Source organism: Parabacteroides gordonii MS-1 = DSM 23371 (genome assembly GCF_000969825.1).
GTDB classification, from domain to species: Bacteria; Bacteroidota; Bacteroidia; order Bacteroidales; family Tannerellaceae; genus Parabacteroides; species Parabacteroides gordonii.
Genome location: NZ_KQ033919.1, coordinates 2035088 through 2052405 on the forward strand (window position 1 = coordinate 2035088; position 17318 = coordinate 2052405).

The 17318-nt window shown below is 45.7% G+C and carries 14 protein-coding genes and 1 pseudogene; 11 read left to right on the top strand and 4 right to left on the bottom strand.

Features of this window, described 5'->3' with window-relative positions; genetic code table 11:
- Positions 1-378 (top strand): annotated as a pseudogene (locus HMPREF1536_RS08065) (hypothetical protein); the annotation flags it as partial.
- A gap of 198 nt (positions 379-576) precedes the next feature.
- Here the strand turns inward: HMPREF1536_RS08065 and purN are convergent.
- Positions 577-1146: a phosphoribosylglycinamide formyltransferase gene (gene purN / locus HMPREF1536_RS08070; protein ID WP_028726530.1), complete on the bottom strand. Its 570-nt coding sequence runs from the start codon at positions 1144-1146 to the stop codon at positions 577-579.
- 154 nt (positions 1147-1300) lie between these two features.
- Here purN and HMPREF1536_RS08075 point away from each other — a divergent pair, with 154 nt between their 5' ends.
- From HMPREF1536_RS08075 to rnc, 3 genes are read left to right on the top strand one after another with little or no spacing between them, the layout of a single operon-like run.
- Positions 1301-1537 (top strand): acyl carrier protein, encoded by a 237-nt coding sequence (locus tag HMPREF1536_RS08075; RefSeq protein ID WP_009860668.1) that lies wholly within the window; start codon positions 1301-1303, stop codon positions 1535-1537.
- Between the two features lie 21 nt (positions 1538-1558).
- On the top strand, positions 1559-2824 hold the full coding sequence (gene fabF, locus HMPREF1536_RS08080) for a beta-ketoacyl-ACP synthase II (protein WP_028726531.1): 1266 nt from the start codon (positions 1559-1561) through the stop codon (positions 2822-2824).
- A 1-nt stretch (position 2825) separates the two neighbouring features.
- Positions 2826-3734: a ribonuclease III gene (gene rnc, locus HMPREF1536_RS08085; RefSeq protein WP_028726532.1), complete on the top strand. Its 909-nt coding sequence runs from the start codon at positions 2826-2828 to the stop codon at positions 3732-3734.
- Here rnc and HMPREF1536_RS08090 read toward each other — a convergent pair whose 3' ends face one another.
- Positions 3735-4748 (bottom strand): ATP-dependent 6-phosphofructokinase, encoded by a 1014-nt coding sequence (locus HMPREF1536_RS08090; RefSeq protein WP_028726533.1) that lies wholly within the window; start codon positions 4746-4748, stop codon positions 3735-3737.
- 82 nt (positions 4749-4830) lie between these two features.
- Here HMPREF1536_RS08090 and HMPREF1536_RS08095 point away from each other — a divergent pair, with 82 nt between their 5' ends.
- The gene (locus HMPREF1536_RS08095) at positions 4831-6351 is read left to right on the top strand and encodes a GH3 auxin-responsive promoter family protein (RefSeq protein WP_028726534.1); all 1521 of its coding nucleotides are present in this window, start codon (positions 4831-4833) and stop codon (positions 6349-6351) included.
- Between the two features lie 182 nt (positions 6352-6533).
- On the top strand, positions 6534-7358 hold the full coding sequence (locus HMPREF1536_RS08100) for a hypothetical protein (RefSeq protein ID WP_028726535.1): 825 nt from the start codon (positions 6534-6536) through the stop codon (positions 7356-7358).
- Between the two features lie 46 nt (positions 7359-7404).
- Here HMPREF1536_RS08100 and HMPREF1536_RS08105 read toward each other — a convergent pair whose 3' ends face one another.
- Positions 7405-8166: a phosphatase PAP2 family protein gene (locus HMPREF1536_RS08105; protein ID WP_028726536.1), complete on the bottom strand. Its 762-nt coding sequence runs from the start codon at positions 8164-8166 to the stop codon at positions 7405-7407.
- 116 nt (positions 8167-8282) lie between these two features.
- On the opposite strand from HMPREF1536_RS08105, the gene HMPREF1536_RS08110 reads away from it, so the two are divergent.
- Together HMPREF1536_RS08110 and HMPREF1536_RS08115 are read left to right on the top strand one after the other, a co-directional pair.
- Positions 8283-9122, top strand: coding sequence for a copper resistance protein NlpE (locus tag HMPREF1536_RS08110; RefSeq protein WP_028726537.1), 840 nt, complete (start codon positions 8283-8285; stop codon positions 9120-9122).
- A gap of 96 nt (positions 9123-9218) precedes the next feature.
- Complete coding sequence (locus HMPREF1536_RS08115) at positions 9219-11399, top strand: PAS domain-containing sensor histidine kinase (protein WP_028726538.1); 2181 nt, start codon at positions 9219-9221, stop codon at positions 11397-11399.
- 69 nt (positions 11400-11468) lie between these two features.
- Here HMPREF1536_RS08115 and HMPREF1536_RS08120 read toward each other — a convergent pair whose 3' ends face one another.
- Positions 11469-13295 carry a right-handed parallel beta-helix repeat-containing protein gene (locus HMPREF1536_RS08120; RefSeq protein WP_028726539.1) on the bottom strand — a complete coding sequence of 609 codons (1827 nt, stop codon included), beginning with the start codon at positions 13293-13295 and terminating at the stop codon, positions 11469-11471.
- A 110-nt stretch (positions 13296-13405) separates the two neighbouring features.
- Between HMPREF1536_RS08120 and HMPREF1536_RS08125 the strand changes: the two genes are divergently transcribed.
- Genes HMPREF1536_RS08125 through cysS form a run of 3 tightly spaced genes read left to right on the top strand, consistent with a single transcriptional unit; the run spans position 13406 to position 17315 of the window.
- Positions 13406-15385, top strand: coding sequence for a heavy metal translocating P-type ATPase (locus HMPREF1536_RS08125; protein ID WP_028726540.1), 1980 nt, complete (start codon positions 13406-13408; stop codon positions 15383-15385).
- Positions 15381-15797, top strand: coding sequence for a Fur family transcriptional regulator (locus HMPREF1536_RS08130; RefSeq protein ID WP_028726541.1), 417 nt, complete (start codon positions 15381-15383; stop codon positions 15795-15797). Before HMPREF1536_RS08125 ends, HMPREF1536_RS08130 begins: the two co-directional genes overlap by 5 nt.
- Positions 15798-15836: 39 nt before the next feature.
- Entirely contained in the window at positions 15837-17315 is a 1479-nt protein-coding gene (gene cysS, locus HMPREF1536_RS08135) for a cysteine--tRNA ligase (RefSeq protein WP_028726542.1), read from the top strand.
- Positions 17316-17318: the final 3 nt, after the last annotated feature.

Consider the following 17318-nt stretch of genomic DNA (forward strand, 5'->3'; position numbering starts at 1 on the left):
CTGATCCGTGTAAACGAGTTCGATAAAGTAGCCACAACGCCTTTGGACGAATGGATCAAATACCTGAAAGACGGCACGATCCGTCCCGATACGACAACACCCGGCCTTCGTGAAGCCCGCGAGAAACTAAAGTACTACTCCATGTCCTCGCAGGAGCGGCATGCTTATGACGAGCACCTGAATGTAATCATGATCCAGAACGATGTCCTCGACACCGCCAAATGGGAAGGCCGGATCGAAGGCCTTGCAGAAGGAAAAGCAGAAGGTAAAGCGGAAGCCTTACGTCAGACGGCAGTTAATATGAAACGTATGGGTATAGAGACTACCGACATTGCAAAATGTACAGGATTGTCGGTTGAGGAGATAAAGGCATTATAATCCACACATCGAAAACATTCAAGTCTAGAACAGTTGCAGGTAGCAGGCGATAAGACCGTGCAGTTGCAGGCCGGTTTCTATATCGTCCGCATCGGTAATTATACCGCTAAAATGATCATTCGCTAAGCGGAATTAATACTGGTTTCCAGAAGAGTGCACCGCCCGGATCTTCATCAGTCCGGGGTGCACTCTTTTTTATTAAATCTTCTTTAATACCTCTTCAATTACATGCGGATAATGGGCATATTCGAGTTTATGCACCTTTGTGGCTACTGCATCGGGCGAGTCGGTAGGCAACACCTCACATTTGGCCTGGAAAATAATATCCCCCTCATCGTAATTCTCATTAATATAATGTATGGTTATACCCGACTCCTTGTCGCCGGCAGCCACCACCGCTTCGTGCACATGCATGCCATACATACCCTTTCCGCCATGTTTCGGCAACAGGGCCGGATGGATATTAATGATCTTTCCCGGATAAGCCTTCAGCAATGCATCCGATATTTTATTCATAAAACCAGCCAAAACGATCAGGTCAGCCTGATATTCCGCTAATTTCGCCAAAACGGGCGTACCTTCCACAAACTCCTCACGGGAGAATACAAAGGAGGGTATTCCCAGATTATTGACACGGGCATGAACCCCTACATTTTTGTTATTCGACAAAACAACCGCCACTTTAACGGTTTCACTTTTAGAGAAATATCGGGCGATATTCTCGGCGTTTGTACCCGAGCCGGAGGCAAAAATTGCTACGTTTTTCATATTTTCCTATGTTTTAGTGCACACGAAAAGAAAAAATGTGCAGTTTTCCGCATTTTTAGTGCATTAAATTTGTTTTGTAACATAAAAAATTCTTTTCTTTGCACTGCAAATTTAAAAAGTATATTCGTATTTATTAATCTAAATTGAAAAAGTTATGTCTGAAGTTGCATCTAGAGTAAAGGCTATCATCGTTGACAAGTTAAGTGTTGAAGAAACAGAAGTTACAAACGAAGCAAGCTTTACTAATGATTTAGGAGCAGACTCTCTTGACACTGTAGAATTGATTATGGAATTCGAAAAAGAATTCGGTATCTCAATTCCTGATGATCAGGCAGAAAAGATTACAACAGTAGGCGACGCAGTTGCTTATATCGAAGCTAACGCGAAGTAATCAATCCTTTTAATTAAAGGTATGGAATTAAAAAGAGTTGTAGTAACAGGTCTTGGTGCCATTACTCCTCTTGGTAATACCCTCGCAGAAACATGGGAGGGTATTATCAATGGGAAGAGTGGAGCCGGCCCTATTACACAGTTTGATGCATCCAAATTCAAGACACAATTTGCATGCGAAGTTAAAGGTTTCGATCCGTTGTCAGTAATGGATCGCAAGGAAGCCCGCAAGTGTGACCGTTATAGTTTATTTGCAATAAATGCCGCAAAACAGGCAATCGAAGATGCTGCTATGGACTTGGACAATGAGGACAAGAACCGTATCGGTGTTATTTTTGCTTCAGGTATCGGCGGTATCAAGACATTTGACGAAGAAGTTTTAGGATATGCGAAAACCAAAGATACGATCGGCCCGAAATTCAATCCGTTCTTCATCCCGAAGATGATCTCGGATATTGCAGCCGGACATATCTCCATGCTTTATGGATTTCATGGTCCTAACTTTGCAACAGTGTCGGCTTGTGCCTCTTCTACCAACGCGATCGCTGATGCATTCAACTATATCCGTTTGGGTAAAGCCAATGTGATCGTAACAGGTGGTGCGGAAGCTGCTATTGCAGATTCAGGTGTCGGTGGGTTCAACTCGATGAATGCGCTGTCAACCCGTAACGATTCGCCCGAGACAGCTTCTCGTCCATTCAGCGCAAGTCGCGACGGTTTCGTCATGGGAGAAGGTGGAGCTTGTTTGATTTTGGAAGAAATGGAACACGCTTTGGCTCGCGGTGCTAAAATATATGCCGAGATTGCCGGAACAGGAATGTCTGCCGATGCATACCATCTGACAGCGTCTCATCCTGAAGGATTAGGTGCCAAGTTAGTGATGCGTAATGCACTGGAAGATGCAGAAATGGCTCCGGAAGATATCGACTATATCAACGTTCACGGAACATCTACTCCGGTAGGAGACGTTTCAGAAGTAAAAGCGATCAAAGACGTTTTCGGAGATCATGCTTACAAGCTGAATATCAGTTCAACGAAGTCAATGACAGGTCATTTGTTAGGTGCAGCCGGAGCTATCGAAGCAATGTTGTGCATCATGGCGATAAAAGATGGAATCATTCCTCCGACAATCAACCATGCAGATGGCGACGATGATCCTGAAATAGACTACAAACTGAATTTTACATTCAATAAAGCTCAAAAAAGAGAAATACAGGCAGCACTATCCAATACTTTTGGATTCGGTGGTCATAATGCTTGTGCTATTGTTAAAAAATTTGTGAAGTAACGTGTTTACACAACTATACAAAAAGATAAGGCTCCTGAAACATAAGAATAAGGAGCCTTATTCTTCTTTATATAAGATACTGGGATTTTACCCCGACAACATCCATGTTTATGAACAAGCCTTCCTTCATAAATCTTCCTCTGTAGAAGATAGTGATGGTAAATGGTTGAATAACGAACGGTTGGAGTTTTTGGGTGATGCCGTATTGGATGCTATCGTAGCAGACATTGTGTATAAACATTTCCAAAACAAACGGGAAGGTTTTCTGACCAATACCCGTTCGAAGATCGTACAACGCGAAACACTCAACCGCGTGGCGGTCGAACTCGGTCTCGACAAGATGGTCGTTTACTCGGCTAAACTGAGTTCACACAATAATCACATGTACGGAAACGCATTGGAAGCGCTGATCGGGGCAATCTACCTGGATCAGGGATATCGTGCCTGTTACCGTTTCATCAATGATGTGATCATCAAGAGGTATATCGACCTGGATAATATTGCCCGCAAAGAGGTCAACTTCAAATCGAGCCTGATAGAATGGAGCCAGAAGAATAAGCTGGAAATAACATTCGACCTGATCGAGTCGTTTTCCGATAATGACGGTAATCCGGTATTCCAGACAGGCGTAACATTAGCCGACATGCAGATCGGCGTCGGTATCGGTTATTCCAAAAAAGAATCCCAGCAGAATGCCGCCAAGATGGCTATCAAAAAGCTGCGTACCGACAAAACTTTCCAGCAGTTTATCTCCGACCTGAAAAAGAAACAGACGGGAGAAAATACCGCTGCACATGAGTTTGAGGATCTGCCGGAAGAAGAGTCTTCTGCGGAACAGACATCTTCTGAACCGACAACAATCAACAAGACAGCATGCATTGATGCCACCATCAATGAAGAAGTCCGGTAATTACTTACCGAACGAAATCCCCATTCTTTCTCCCTGAACGATCAGATCCTGCTCCGGCGTGACCACTTTCAATTTGCCTGCCACTTCCGATAGGGCGATCGATTCCACTTTATCCCCTTTCATACACACCATACGCCCGAATTGGCGGTTTGCAATCAATTCCGTGGCATGTCCTCCCAAACGGGTGGCCAGGTTACGGTCGAACGGCGAAGGGTTGCCACCGCGCTGGATATAGCCTAATACGGTATCACGGCATTCGATACCGGTAGCCGCTTCTATCGTGCGGGTGATATAATCGGACGGGCGTTTCTTATCGGGTGTCTCCACTCCTTCGGCAACGACAACAATTGAATAGGGCTTACCACGGCGGGCACGGTCGAGGATAGCTTCATTCACCCGGTCGATATCATAACCGAGTTCGGGCAACAGGATAACATCCGCTCCCCCGGCCATTCCGGCATATAAGGCAATCCATCCGGCATGATGTCCCATCACTTCCACCACCATTACACGTTTATGCGAACTGGCGGTCGAGTGCAGGCGGTCGATCGCTTCTGTAGCAATGTTAACAGCTGTATCGAAACCAAAAGTGATATCGGTACCCCACACATCGTTATCGATCGTTTTGGGAACACCTATAACGTTCAGTCCCAAGGCAGAGAGCATACCCGCCGTTTTCTGCGTACCGTTTCCACCGATACAGACAAGGCAGTCTAATCCTAATTCTTCATAATTCTGTATAATGATCTGAGGCTTTTCGCTTTCGCCCGAAGCGAGTAGTTTGCGGAAAGGTTTCTCGCGGGATGTCCCCAAAATCGTTCCGCCCAGATTAAGGATACCTGAAAGGCTTCGTTCGTCGAACGATTGAATATCTTTGTTCAGCAGTCCTACAAAACCACTATGGATACCTATTACTTCCATGCCATAATGCATGATGGCTGTTTTACCTACACCGCGAATCGTAGCGTTTATACCGGGACAATCACCTCCGGAAGAAAGGATTCCTATTTTCATTGTTTTGTTAATTATGTATGCAACAAAGATATAAATAAAAAGAGAATGCCTACATTTGCAGCCTATACAAAGTAAAAGGAGCATGGATATTTTAACAAATACGATATCACTACTCTTCCGTCACCGGCAGAAGGACATAGAGAAATACGGGCAGGACACCGACCTGCTCCAGCGTAAGCAATTGCGCACTCTGTTGAAGACCGCACGTAATACGGAATGGGGTCTGACATACGATTACAAAAGTATCCGTAATTACAGTGACTTCTGTGAGCGGGTTCCGCTTCAGCTCTATGACGATATCAAACCTTATGTGACACGGATGATAAACGGAGAAAGGAACATTCTGTGGCCTTCGGTCGTCAAGTGGTACGCTAAAAGTAGCGGCACCACGAACGATAAAAGCAAATTCCTACCCGTTACCCGCGAGGTGCTCCACGGCTGCCACTATCAAGGTGGCTTCGACACAGTGGCTCTATACCTCCGAAACAATCCCGAAAGCCACTTCTTCTCGAAAAAAGGCCTGATACTCGGAGGAAGCCACAGCCCCTCCCCCATCAATCAAAAGTCCCATTGCGGCGACCTCTCGGCTGTTCTTCTACAGAACCTGAACCCGTTGGTCAACCTGATGCGTGTTCCGGCTAAAAAGATCATCCTGATGGACGAATGGGAAAGCAAGATAAAAGCAATTGTAGACTGTACCTGGAATAAGGATGTGAACAGCCTGTCGGGTGTCCCTTCCTGGATGCTGGTGCTTATCAAGTCGATCCTGAAGAAGACCGGACGGGAATACCTGAGTGATGTATGGCCCAACCTGGAAGTATTCTTTCACGGCGGTATCAGTTTCGAGCCTTACCGGGAACAATATAAATCGCTGATTCCTTCGGACAAGATGCATTATATGGAGACTTACAATGCCTCGGAAGGTTTCTTCGGCATACAGGATGATCCGGCAGACCAGAGTCTGCTGATGATGCAGGATTATGGTGTTTTCTACGAATTTATCCCCATGTCGGAAGTGGGTATGGAGAACCCGACGGTTCTTCCCCTAGAAGCAGTAGAGACAGGAAAGAATTATGCGATGGTAATAACGACATCCGGCGGACTGTGGCGTTATCAGATCGGCGATACGGTTCGTTTCACCTCCCTTTTCCCTCATAAGTTTATTATTTCGGGCAGAACAAAACACTATATCAACGCTTTCGGCGAAGAGCTAATGGTAGACAATGCCGATAAAGCGATCAGCCGGGTAAGCATCCAGACGGGAGCAAAAGTGAAGGAATATACAGCCGCCCCTCTCTTCATGCTGGACAAGGCAAAAGGCCGTCATCAATGGTTCATCGAATTTGAAACAATGCCGCCTTCACTGGACGAATTTGCATCCCTGCTGGACAAGACTCTGCAGGAACTGAATTCCGATTATGAAGCCAAGCGTTACAAAGAAATATCTCTCCAACCGTTGGAGATCACAATCGCTCATGAAGGAGCTTTTTACGAATGGCTCAAAGAAAAGGGTAAACTAGGCGGACAGCACAAAATACCCCGCCTCAGCAACGACCGTACACACATCGAACAATTACTGGACATCAATAAGCGGTTGTCCTGATTAGATTCTCCAAATCTGACATGTACCCCCATTAACTATATATTCAGAATTCATTGAAAGTATAAAATTTGGTTTACCGTTGAATTTTAGGCTTTCAAAGATTATAATACCCATCTCGAAGATTTTGTTTTTCAAACATGAAAAAACAATGCAACTTGCGCTAAAATTTAAATTATACAAGCATGAAAAAACAATCCTTTTATCTATCATTATTCTCTTTTATTCTAAATAAGCCAGGCAATATTATCGTATTGTTACTGTGCATTTTGTACGGAGCAGTCAGCTGTGGAGATAAAGAAGAGGACGATGGTACGGAGATATATGATATACCCGATATATATTATACCAATTATAGGTTCTCGACTATAAATCCTCTTGAAGAAAACGATACAATAGAATTAAAGGTAGGTGATACTATTGCAATATATATGAAATCTGCCATAGAGTGGAATGTATTAGCTGAAGACAACTCTGCTATTAATATAGCTGATAAAGGTAATGTCGGATATATGGTTACGACTAAACAAGTCGATTTTGTTACAGCGGGTATACTGTCTGACTCTTTCAATTTCATATTCTATATAGATATCCAATCACTCAACTCCGAGATTCAGGTATTAGAGCCTCCTACATACCAGATAGATATAGAAAATGGAAATCTGAGAAACACAATTCAGGAAGAGTTAGAGTCCTCGTATGCCGTTCGGCTTTTAGACAAGTTTGAACTTACATATACAACAATGAATGTAGGGTCTGTCAAATATACTAATAGAGCGGATGTTGACACCATAACCGGGACATTCAAAGATAATGGTAATGATTTAAGCATATATATCGATAATCATCTAAAATACAATTTCACTTTTGAAAAATATGAGCCTGCTTCTCTAATTTATTCACACTATATATGCCAGGATCTTACCGAAATATTCCGGATCAAGTATCCGACAGAACAAATAAATAAAGTTCTTGTCACTGCAGAATGTCATAAAACAGATCCTAAATAAATTATAGATAAATACAAAACGAATAAGCGGAGGGGGTTAGGTATTATTAAAACGAATAAGAAAAATAAACTCCTCCCCCCTGTTCGTTGAAGGTCGGGGCGATCACCATATTTTTAGCTGACTTACGATTTATTTTGCGGGCTATGGCGTTACGGAGGGGGAAATAAGCCAGATAGGATAATTCGACGGAAAGAATACCGAAACCGGCTCCCGCCACGACATCGGCCACCCAATGGCGGTTATTATACAACCGCGAACCGGCGACAAACAAAGCGATCGCATATCCCGAATAAGCCAGTACCGGACTACTGTCCTTAAACTCTTTATAAGCCATGTGAGCCCCCAAAAAAGCATTGGCCGTATGACCGGAAGGGAACGAATAAGGCCCTCCGTCAGGACGGGTCTCATTGATGGAATATTTCAGGGTACGGGTCATAACGGCATTCATACCTTCCGCCATAGTCACCAGAAAGAGCTGGTCTACCCAGTTATGCTTCTCCTTCCCCATCAGGTCGCAGACGAAAACCCATCCCAGCATCCCCCATTCCAGATAATCGTCCACACGGATCTTCTTCACATCGCTTTTCCGGGAGAAAAGATGGAAATCATTCATCCCGTCGATAGCTGTTCCGACTGCTCCGACGGTGATCAGAGAAGCCGGGAGAATCAGGTGTTTCGGATTAAATTTATATTCGATAACCGGCATCTTTTGTTTCAGGCTATCGGGTACAGACACCTCATGCTGAGCTTTCACTGGCGACAAACAGATAATCGTCAAGAGTGCAACGATAAGTACGGATATTCTCATTCCTTACAGGCTTAATCTTTTTTATTCAAACCACAAAGGAACAAAAAATAACTTATCTTTGTTTCATATACTAGTATAGATCTCCGTTTATAAACAAATTAAAGACATTCATTCCGATGAAAAAAACAAACAACAGGCACATGCTGACTGCCTTTATTCTTTGCGCAGGATTGCTTTCTGCCTGCGGACAAAAGAAAGCACAACAAGAACCACAGTCAGAAAACGAATCTGCCGAAATGGTTGGAAACGATAAAGACGAACACGGCTGTATCGCCTCTGCCGGCTATACCTGGTCGGAAGTACAACAAAACTGCATACGCCTTTTCGAGTCGGGAACACGCCTGGAAGCAACAGACGGGAAATCGTCTGCTTACCTCGTATTCAGTCCGGACTCGCTGAAAGCCGAATTATTCTTCTCTACCGGCGCCCCAAGTGAAGTACTCGACCGCCGTTCACTGCCGGCCGGAGGTTATGCCTGGAATATAGAAGACGATGATACCAAAAACGTACGTATGGTAGACGGCGTATGGACTATCAGCCAGCGTCAAACTGAAATCTACCGTCAGGATAAAGCGGAAGCAGACAACTCCTTGGGAGCTATGCAGACGCTTACTTATGAAGGTCTGCTTCCCTGCGCCGACTGTCCGGGTATCCGTTACGACCTGACTATCCGTAGCCGGAAGCATAGCGGGGACGGCACTTTCTCTCTTTCACAAACATATCTGGAAGCGGAAGACGGCAAAGACGCTACATTCGTCACTAACGGGAAACGTCTCACACTCAAAGGGATGCCAGGAAACGACAATGCAACTATATGGCAACTGGTATCCGATAATGGAGACGAAGTGATGAATTTTCTTTGTGAAAATGACTCTACACTGACTCTTTTGGGAGACGATTTTACTAAAGCAGAGTCGGATCTCAACTACAGCCTGAAGTTAGTAAATCAACAATAATAAGCATTATCCTTGATTTATTTATTCTATTCATACAATTAAAACCAGGAATATATTTAATTTTGCCAGTTATAGACCTCCCGAAATTTATAGGCTATGGCAAACGACAAAAATGCTCTGACAGGGATGAAGCAGTTTCTGAAACTGCTTCCCGATACGGTTTTAATAGTAAACAAAGAGGGTGTAATCGAGGATTCACTCAATTACCAGCCTGAAATATCTCTGTCCCTTACGCCTCAACAGCAAAAGGGACAGACGATACAGGAGTTGTTTCGTTATAAGAATTTGAGAGGAGGCTCAGGGGCTGAACTGCTGAATGCATTCCTGGATACGATAAAAACACGTAAACCGAATATAATTCATTACGAAGTAGAGAACGAAGGGCACACAGGCTATGCCGAAGGATATATAATCCCTTTTGAAGAGGATTACACATTCGGCATCTTCCGTAATATGACCGAACGAATACAGGCCCAGCATGAGACGATCGAGCAGAAAAATAAACTGGCGATGGCTCTGAAGGCAGGTGGACTATCAGTCTGGTCATACCTCCCCAATACCGACTCATTCGACCTGGCCGATGAAAACACAGTGCCTCAGCCCGGCATGAGATTACGGGATGTCACCAACCAATTAGTTCCGGAAGACCGGAAAAGGCATGTTAAACTCGTTACCGATATTGTCGAAGAGGTACACGAACAGAGTTGCGAACAATTCCGTCTCGTTACTCCCGACGGCCAAATCCGCTGGTATGAGATCTACTCGATGGGGATACGCGGAGAAAACGGAAAAATAGACCGTTTGATCGGTACCCAGAAAGATATTACCGACCAGAAAAACAAGGTGCAGGAGTTAATAGAGAATAAACAGCAACGAGACCTGCTGCTCCAGATCACGAATATGATCATCTGGGAATACGACCATAAAACAGGAATATCTACTTCGGCCGGAGAGTCAATGTTTTTCGATAAGGATATCAAATTGAAGGATAGCTATAAAATCATCGCCCCCGAACATCGGTTAATGTATCAAAAAGCATTCGACAATATCCTGAATAAGCGTTCTGACCAGATGAACATAAAATTCCGTGTCAAGACGCTCGATAATTCCTACCGATGGGTTCGGCTCATTGCAAAGGTATCGAACTATGATAAAGAAGGTAATGTGGCCAAACTGATCGGAACCCGCGAAGATATTACAGAAGAGGTAGAACGCGAACAACGTTTCAAAAACTATATCCAGCGAAGCGAACTGGCTATTCAGGCAGCCAACATCATCCAATGGGATTTCGACGTCGATACGCAGGAATATACCCGCCTCTATCCCGACCCGATCGATCCCGGAGAGTTTATCCGAAAAGAATTGATTTTCACTATCCATCCGGATGATCGCTTGATACTGAAGCGGGAGCAGGAAAGACGCGCATTGGAAAACAAAGGATATAGCAATCTACATTTGCGCATTATGCTAGAAGGCGATACAAACTACCGTTGGGTAAATGCCTTTTCCGTCCCTATGGAGTTCCACCTTAACGGGAATCTGAAAAGCGTTACGGGGTTGCTAATAGATATTACCCACATCGAAAAAGTAGAAGAAGCCAACCGGATGAAGATGACTTTCCTGGCAAATATGAGCCATGAAATACGTACGCCGTTGAATGCCATAGTAGGATTCTCCCAGCTACTGGCCGAAACGGACAATCACGGGGAGAAAGGAGAATTTGTCCGTATTATCGAAGAAAACAATGATCTGCTCCTACAGATTATTAACGATATACTCGACATATCCAAAATAGATGCCGGGAAAATGGTATTCAATTACACCGACTTCGATATAACGGAAGTTATCGTCGATTTGAAACAGGTCTATGAATCGCATTTATCACCGGAAGTAAAGCTTATCTGCCATTTACCTCATAAGAAATATGTGATCAACTCTGAAAAGAACAGACTGACGCAAGTTATCACGAATTTATTGAATAATGCCGTTAAGTTTACTTCGGAAGGATCGATTACGATAGGCTATGAGGTCATCCCCGGTGGATTGGCTTTTTATGTAACCGATACGGGGAAAGGGATCGATCCGGAAAACCTGAAGCGTGTATTCGAGCGTTTTGCCAAGTTCGACAGCTTTGTTCCCGGCACGGGGCTGGGCTTGTCTATCTGCCAGATGATCGTAACAAAATTAGGAGGTAAAATATCCGTTGAATCGGAGTTGGGAGTCGGAACGACTTTCCGCTTTACGATCGCTTGTGAATCGACTACACAAGCAAAATAAACAAAAGCCACTTGTCCCCATGCTTTGCACGAGACAAATGGCTTTTATTAGATTTCTTCAGGTCTCAGATCAATTCTCAACCTTCACATCCCTCTTCTCATCGAACCCGCCATCGAAGGTATTGTCCTTGATTTCGGAATTAACTACACGCTGGAAGAAGAAACGGTGATTATTCCAGTGGAAAGCAGGATACTGGTTATTCTGTTTGACCGTATTGTTGCGGAAGATCAGTCCGTCCACCGATTTCGCATACAGGATCGGAGCATCGAATGTTTCGAACTCATTATTCTCGATCACGATATTGCTATGGAAATACTTTTTCTGGTCTTTCAGGTCGGGTATTTCGGGATAGATCGAGATAACTGCATTCGTAAACTGGAACATATTGGTCAATGCATTGATGAACTTGTTGTTGCGGATCAGCACATCGTGGCAGGCTCCTGTTTCGAACCAGCCGTTACAATCACCGCACAGCAGGATAGCCGTACCGGAAGTATGGTCGAAGACGTTGTTTTCCACCACCGTCTTTTTCGGCGTGCTGAACAAGGAACCGCGGGCACGGTTGTTGCGGATCAGATTGTCGGCAAAATAAACTTCCGGTGTCCATTCCAGATTCTCGATACCGAATGTTCCGGCTTCGCTGATTGCCGGGTCGATACTTTCTTCAAAAACGATCTCAAACTGTTTTGCGCCATGTGCAGTCGGTTTGTCCACCGTTTTGATAGAAACCACTTTATTAAGATTGCCGATGATCTCCATTGTCTTGGAGTCGATGAACTGTACGGCATCCCCCGGAAATCCCCATTCAAAGCCATAACTCTGCGAATGCATATACTCGCCTACTAACGTCTTATCATCCACACGCTTCTGGACTTTCAGATAGGTGCCGTGTACGTTGATCGCGTCATCCATCATCCCTTCATACAGGCCGCCTACAGAGACGATCTTACCTTTACAACCGGAGAAATGGGTTGCATCCGCCTGCGTTGTAAAATAACGCGGATCATTCTCACCACGAAGGCATACGGAGAATTTATTAAGCGTGATGTTCTCGCTCATCTGTGCCAGTAAACCCATGCCCTCGGCATAATGAACCTGGATATTATCCAGTGTCGTATTCGTATCGTAAGAGATAAAGATACCCGGTGTCGGACGTCCCCAGCCACGCATGGCAACAACTGTTCCGGGGGTTAGTTTCTTATTATTCCATTTAGTCGACTTAATTACACGGGGAGAAAGTTCCGATACGCCTTTCGAACCGACAGCAATATCGCTGGTCGTATAGACGAGGCGTTTGGTGTCTCCTTCAAAAGCAATTCCCCAGGCAGGGATATGCTCCCAACCTTCTCCTTTGGCAACAAATGCACTGTCGCGTATTTCATACTCGACCCAGGGAGCCACCTCATACGTTATAGCTCCGGCTACCGTATCATTTTCCAGCACTTTCACCTGGCTGATATGCGGGTTCTCGAAGTCGATGCTGAAATTCTTCAGTGTACAGTTTTCAGAACGGATCAACGAAACGGGTAACATACGGCCGTGGAAGATCAGTTCCGAACCTTGTCCGTCGAAAACGACGTTCTTCATATTCTCAAAAGGAAGTCCCACCAGTTTCGGGTTGTCCTGATCGTGGTTGGAGATAAAGTATTCCTTCTGTGCGGCTCCTTCAGGATAGAAATCATAACGTCCTTTGGGCAGGACGATCGTGATCGTGTCATCCGAAGTGTGAGAAGCGGCGATCTGTTCCAATGCCTTTGCCATCAACGGGGAGGCATTTTCCTTGTTGTCGGGAACAAGACCGAAATTCGACAGGTCATACGGATTCTTTGTCTGCGTACAGGAACACAACAAGGCAAGACAGAACAAAGCCCGAATAGCAGTGAGAGTTTTCTTCATATTGTTTATTATCTAGTTATTAACCGGACAAATATACGAATTCTTTGCAACCCTGTTGCATTTCTTTCTGTCTACCTTTGTATCAGTAAACGAATAAAACAGATAAAGATATGGGACATTCTTGCAGTTGCAATTGCCAGGGGCATTCCGAAGAACAACATCGTTTTCCACCTTATATACTTCCGGCCGTTTCTTTCGCCATGTTGTTGACCGGGCTCTATATGCAGCATACCGATGCAGAGCTATTCAGTAAAGAGATTGTACGGTTCGCCTGGTATCTGCTGGCTTATCTGCCGGTCGGGCTTCCGGTGATCAGGGAAGCGATAGAAAGTATCCGGGAGAAAGATGTTTTCAGCGAGTTTACCCTGATGTGTATCGCTACGCTCGGCGCCTTTTACATCGGGGAATATCCGGAAGGGGTTGCCGTTATGTTATTCTATTCCATCGGAGAGATCTTTCAGGAGAATGCGGTGGCTAAAGCTCGTAAGAACATTAGTGCCCTGCTCGATGTAAGACCGGAGACGGCAACGGTGATCCATGATAACGAAGCGGTCACGTTCGCTCCCACGGATGTTCTTCCCGGAGAGATTATCGAGGTAAAGGCCGGAGAAAGGGTTCCACTCGACGGGAAATTACTCAGCGAGGTCGCAGCCTTCAATACTGCCGCCCTCACCGGTGAAAGTACGCCGCGTAATATCCACCGGGAAGAGGAAGTACTGGCGGGAATGATCGTCACAGACAAAGTGATCCGGATAGAAGTGACAAAGCCCTACAACCAGAGTGCGCTGGCCCGTATCCTCGAACTGGTGCAAAACGCATCGGAGCGAAAAGCTCCGGCAGAATTGTTTATCCGCAAATTTGCGCGTATTTATACACCGATCGTAACCGGGCTTGCTTTCCTGATCGTGCTTATCCCTTTCATCTATTCGTTGATACAGCCGGATTTTCTGTTTGTCTTCAACGACTGGCTGTACCGGGCACTGGTATTTCTCGTAATCTCCTGCCCTTGCGCACTGGTGATCAGTATTCCGCTGGGATATTTTGGAGGGATCGGGGCGGCTTCACGACAAGGTATCCTGTTTAAAGGAGGAAATTACCTGGATGCCATCACTAAAATAAACACGGTGGTATTCGATAAGACGGGGACGCTGACTAAAGGGATCTTTGAGGTACAAAGCCTGTCTGCTGCAAATCATATACCGGAAAAAGAACTGCTCCATATCATCGCTTCCGTCGAAAGCCGGAGCAATCATCCTATTGCCAAGGCGATCGTGGCATACGCCCGGGAACAACAGGTGGAAATCGACACAACCATCGATACAACCGAACTGGCAGGCTATGGACTAAAAGCAGTAGTCGAGGGGAAAGATATATTGGTAGGTAACTCCCGTCTGCTGGACTCGGAAGGAGTTTTGTTTCATCCTAATGAAACAAGTGTTTCACCTGGAAGAAACAACTGTTTCACTAGGATGAAACAAAATTCAGATACCGTGGTTGTCTGCGCGATCGACCGGCAATACGCCGGCCATATCCTGCTCGCCGATACGCCCAAAGAGGATGCGGTGAAAGCCATCAAACAATTAAAAGAATTAAATATTAATAACCTGGAGATATTATCGGGAGATAAACAGATAATTGTTTCTAAATTAGCTACCCGTTTGGGAATATCCCGGGCTTATGGCGACCTGCTGCCGGAAGGAAAGGTGGCTCATCTGGAAGAACTGATACGTAATCCGGAGAACCGGATCGCCTTTGTAGGCGACGGTATCAACGATGCTCCCGTCCTGGCTCTTAGCGATATCGGTATTGCTATGGGAGGACTCGGCAGCGATGCGGCCATCGAAACGGCGGATGTCGTGATACAGACCGACCAGCCGAGCAAGGTGGCTACGGCGATCCGCATCGGGAAGTTCACACGCAACATCGTGTGGCAGAACATTTCGCTGGCATTCGGTGTCAAGCTGATCGTCCTGATCCTGGGAGCCGGAGGTATCGCTACCATGTGGGAAGCCGTTTTTGCCGATGTGGGTGTCGCTCTGCTGGCTATCCTCAACGCTGTAAGAATATTAAAGACGAATAAACCGGATTGATATGGATGCTTATTTAGATATACTCAACAAAAGGAAGATCAAACCGACTGCCATCCGCTTGCTTGTACTAAAAGCGATGATGGAGTTTGAACGGGCTTTCAGTCTGCTCGATCTGGAAAACTATCTCGATACGGTGGATAAATCGACTGTATCACGGACGATCAACCTCTTTCTCGACCATCATCTGATCCATTGCATCGACGACGGGTCGGGCTCACTGAAGTATTCGGTCTGCGGCGAGGATTGCAGTTGTTCGATAGAGGAGTTGCATGCACACTTTTATTGCCTGAAGTGTCACAAGACCTTCTGCCTGCGGAATATTCCCGTCCCGACCGTGCAGTTGCCACGCAATTTCACCCTGGAAAGTATCAACTACGTATTAAAAGGTTGCTGCGAAGATTGCTCAAAATAGACAAAGACATTATCTTTGCGGTTTAAATGATAAAAAGATATGGAACATCCGTTAAGTATTTACAACACGCTCACAAGAAAGAAGGAACAGTTTATTCCGTTGCATGAACCACACGTAGGCATGTATGTCTGTGGACCGACGGTTTACGGCGATGCGCATCTGGGACATGCCCGTCCGGCGATTACATTCGACCTCTTGTTCCGTTATCTTACCCATATAGGATATAAAGTACGCTATGTACGCAACATAACCGATGTCGGCCACCTGGAACATGATGCCGACGACGGCGAAGACAAAGTGGCTAAAAAGGCCCGCCTAGAACAGTTGGAGCCGATGGAAGTGGTGCAGTTCTACGTGAACCGCTACCATAAGGCGATGGAAGCCCTCAATGTGCTTCCTCCCAGCATCGAACCGCATGCGTCCGGCCATATCATCGAGCAGATCGAACTGGTGAAGAAGATCCTCGACAACGGATATGCCTATGAAAGCGAAGGTTCCGTTTACTTCGACGTGGAGAAGTACAACAAAGACCATAACTACGGTGTCCTTTCCGGCCGTAACATCGAAGATATGCTGAACACGACCCGTGCACTGGACGGTCAGGATGAAAAGCGTAACCCGATTGACTTCGCCCTCTGGAAATGTGCGCAACCGGAGCATATCATGCGCTGGCCTTCACCATGGAGCGACGGTTTCCCTGGATGGCATTGCGAATGTACTGCGATGGGTAAGAAATATCTCGGACAGCATTTCGACATCCACGGGGGTGGCATGGACCTGATCTTCCCGCATCACGAATGCGAGATCGCGCAGGCTGTCGCTTCACAGGGGGACGATATGGTTCACTACTGGATGCACAATAACATGATCACCATCAATGGTCAGAAGATGGGTAAATCGTTGGGTAACTTCATCACGCTGGACGAGTTCTTCACAGGAAACAATAAAACGTTAAGCCAGGCTTATTCGCCCATGACGATCCGTTTCTTTATCCTGCAGGCTCATTATCGCAGCACGGTAGACTTCAGCAACGAAGCGTTGCAAGCTGCCGAAAAGGGATTGAGCCGTCTGATGGACGCTTACAACCATCTGCAAAAGCTGACCGCTTCGGACGCTTCGACAGTGGATGTGAAAGACCTTCGCAAGAAGTGCTACGATGCATTGAACGACGACCTGAACTCTCCGATCGTTATCTCCCATCTGTTTGATGCCGCCCGCGCCATCAACTCTGTAAAAGATGGTAAAGAGACAATCTCTGCCGAAGATCTGAAGGAACTGCAGGAAGTGTTCCATACATTCCTGTTCGATGTCTTAGGCATGAAAGACGAGGCGGCTTCCGCCGGAGGCAATAGCTACGAGACATTCGGTAAGGCGGTAGACTTGTTGCTCACCATCCGCCAGCAGGCGAAAGCCAACAAAGACTGGGCCACTTCCGACAAGATCCGTAACGAACTGACCGCTATGGGCTTCGAGATAAAGGATACCAAGGACGGGGCTGAATGGAAGTTAAGCAAATAAGGT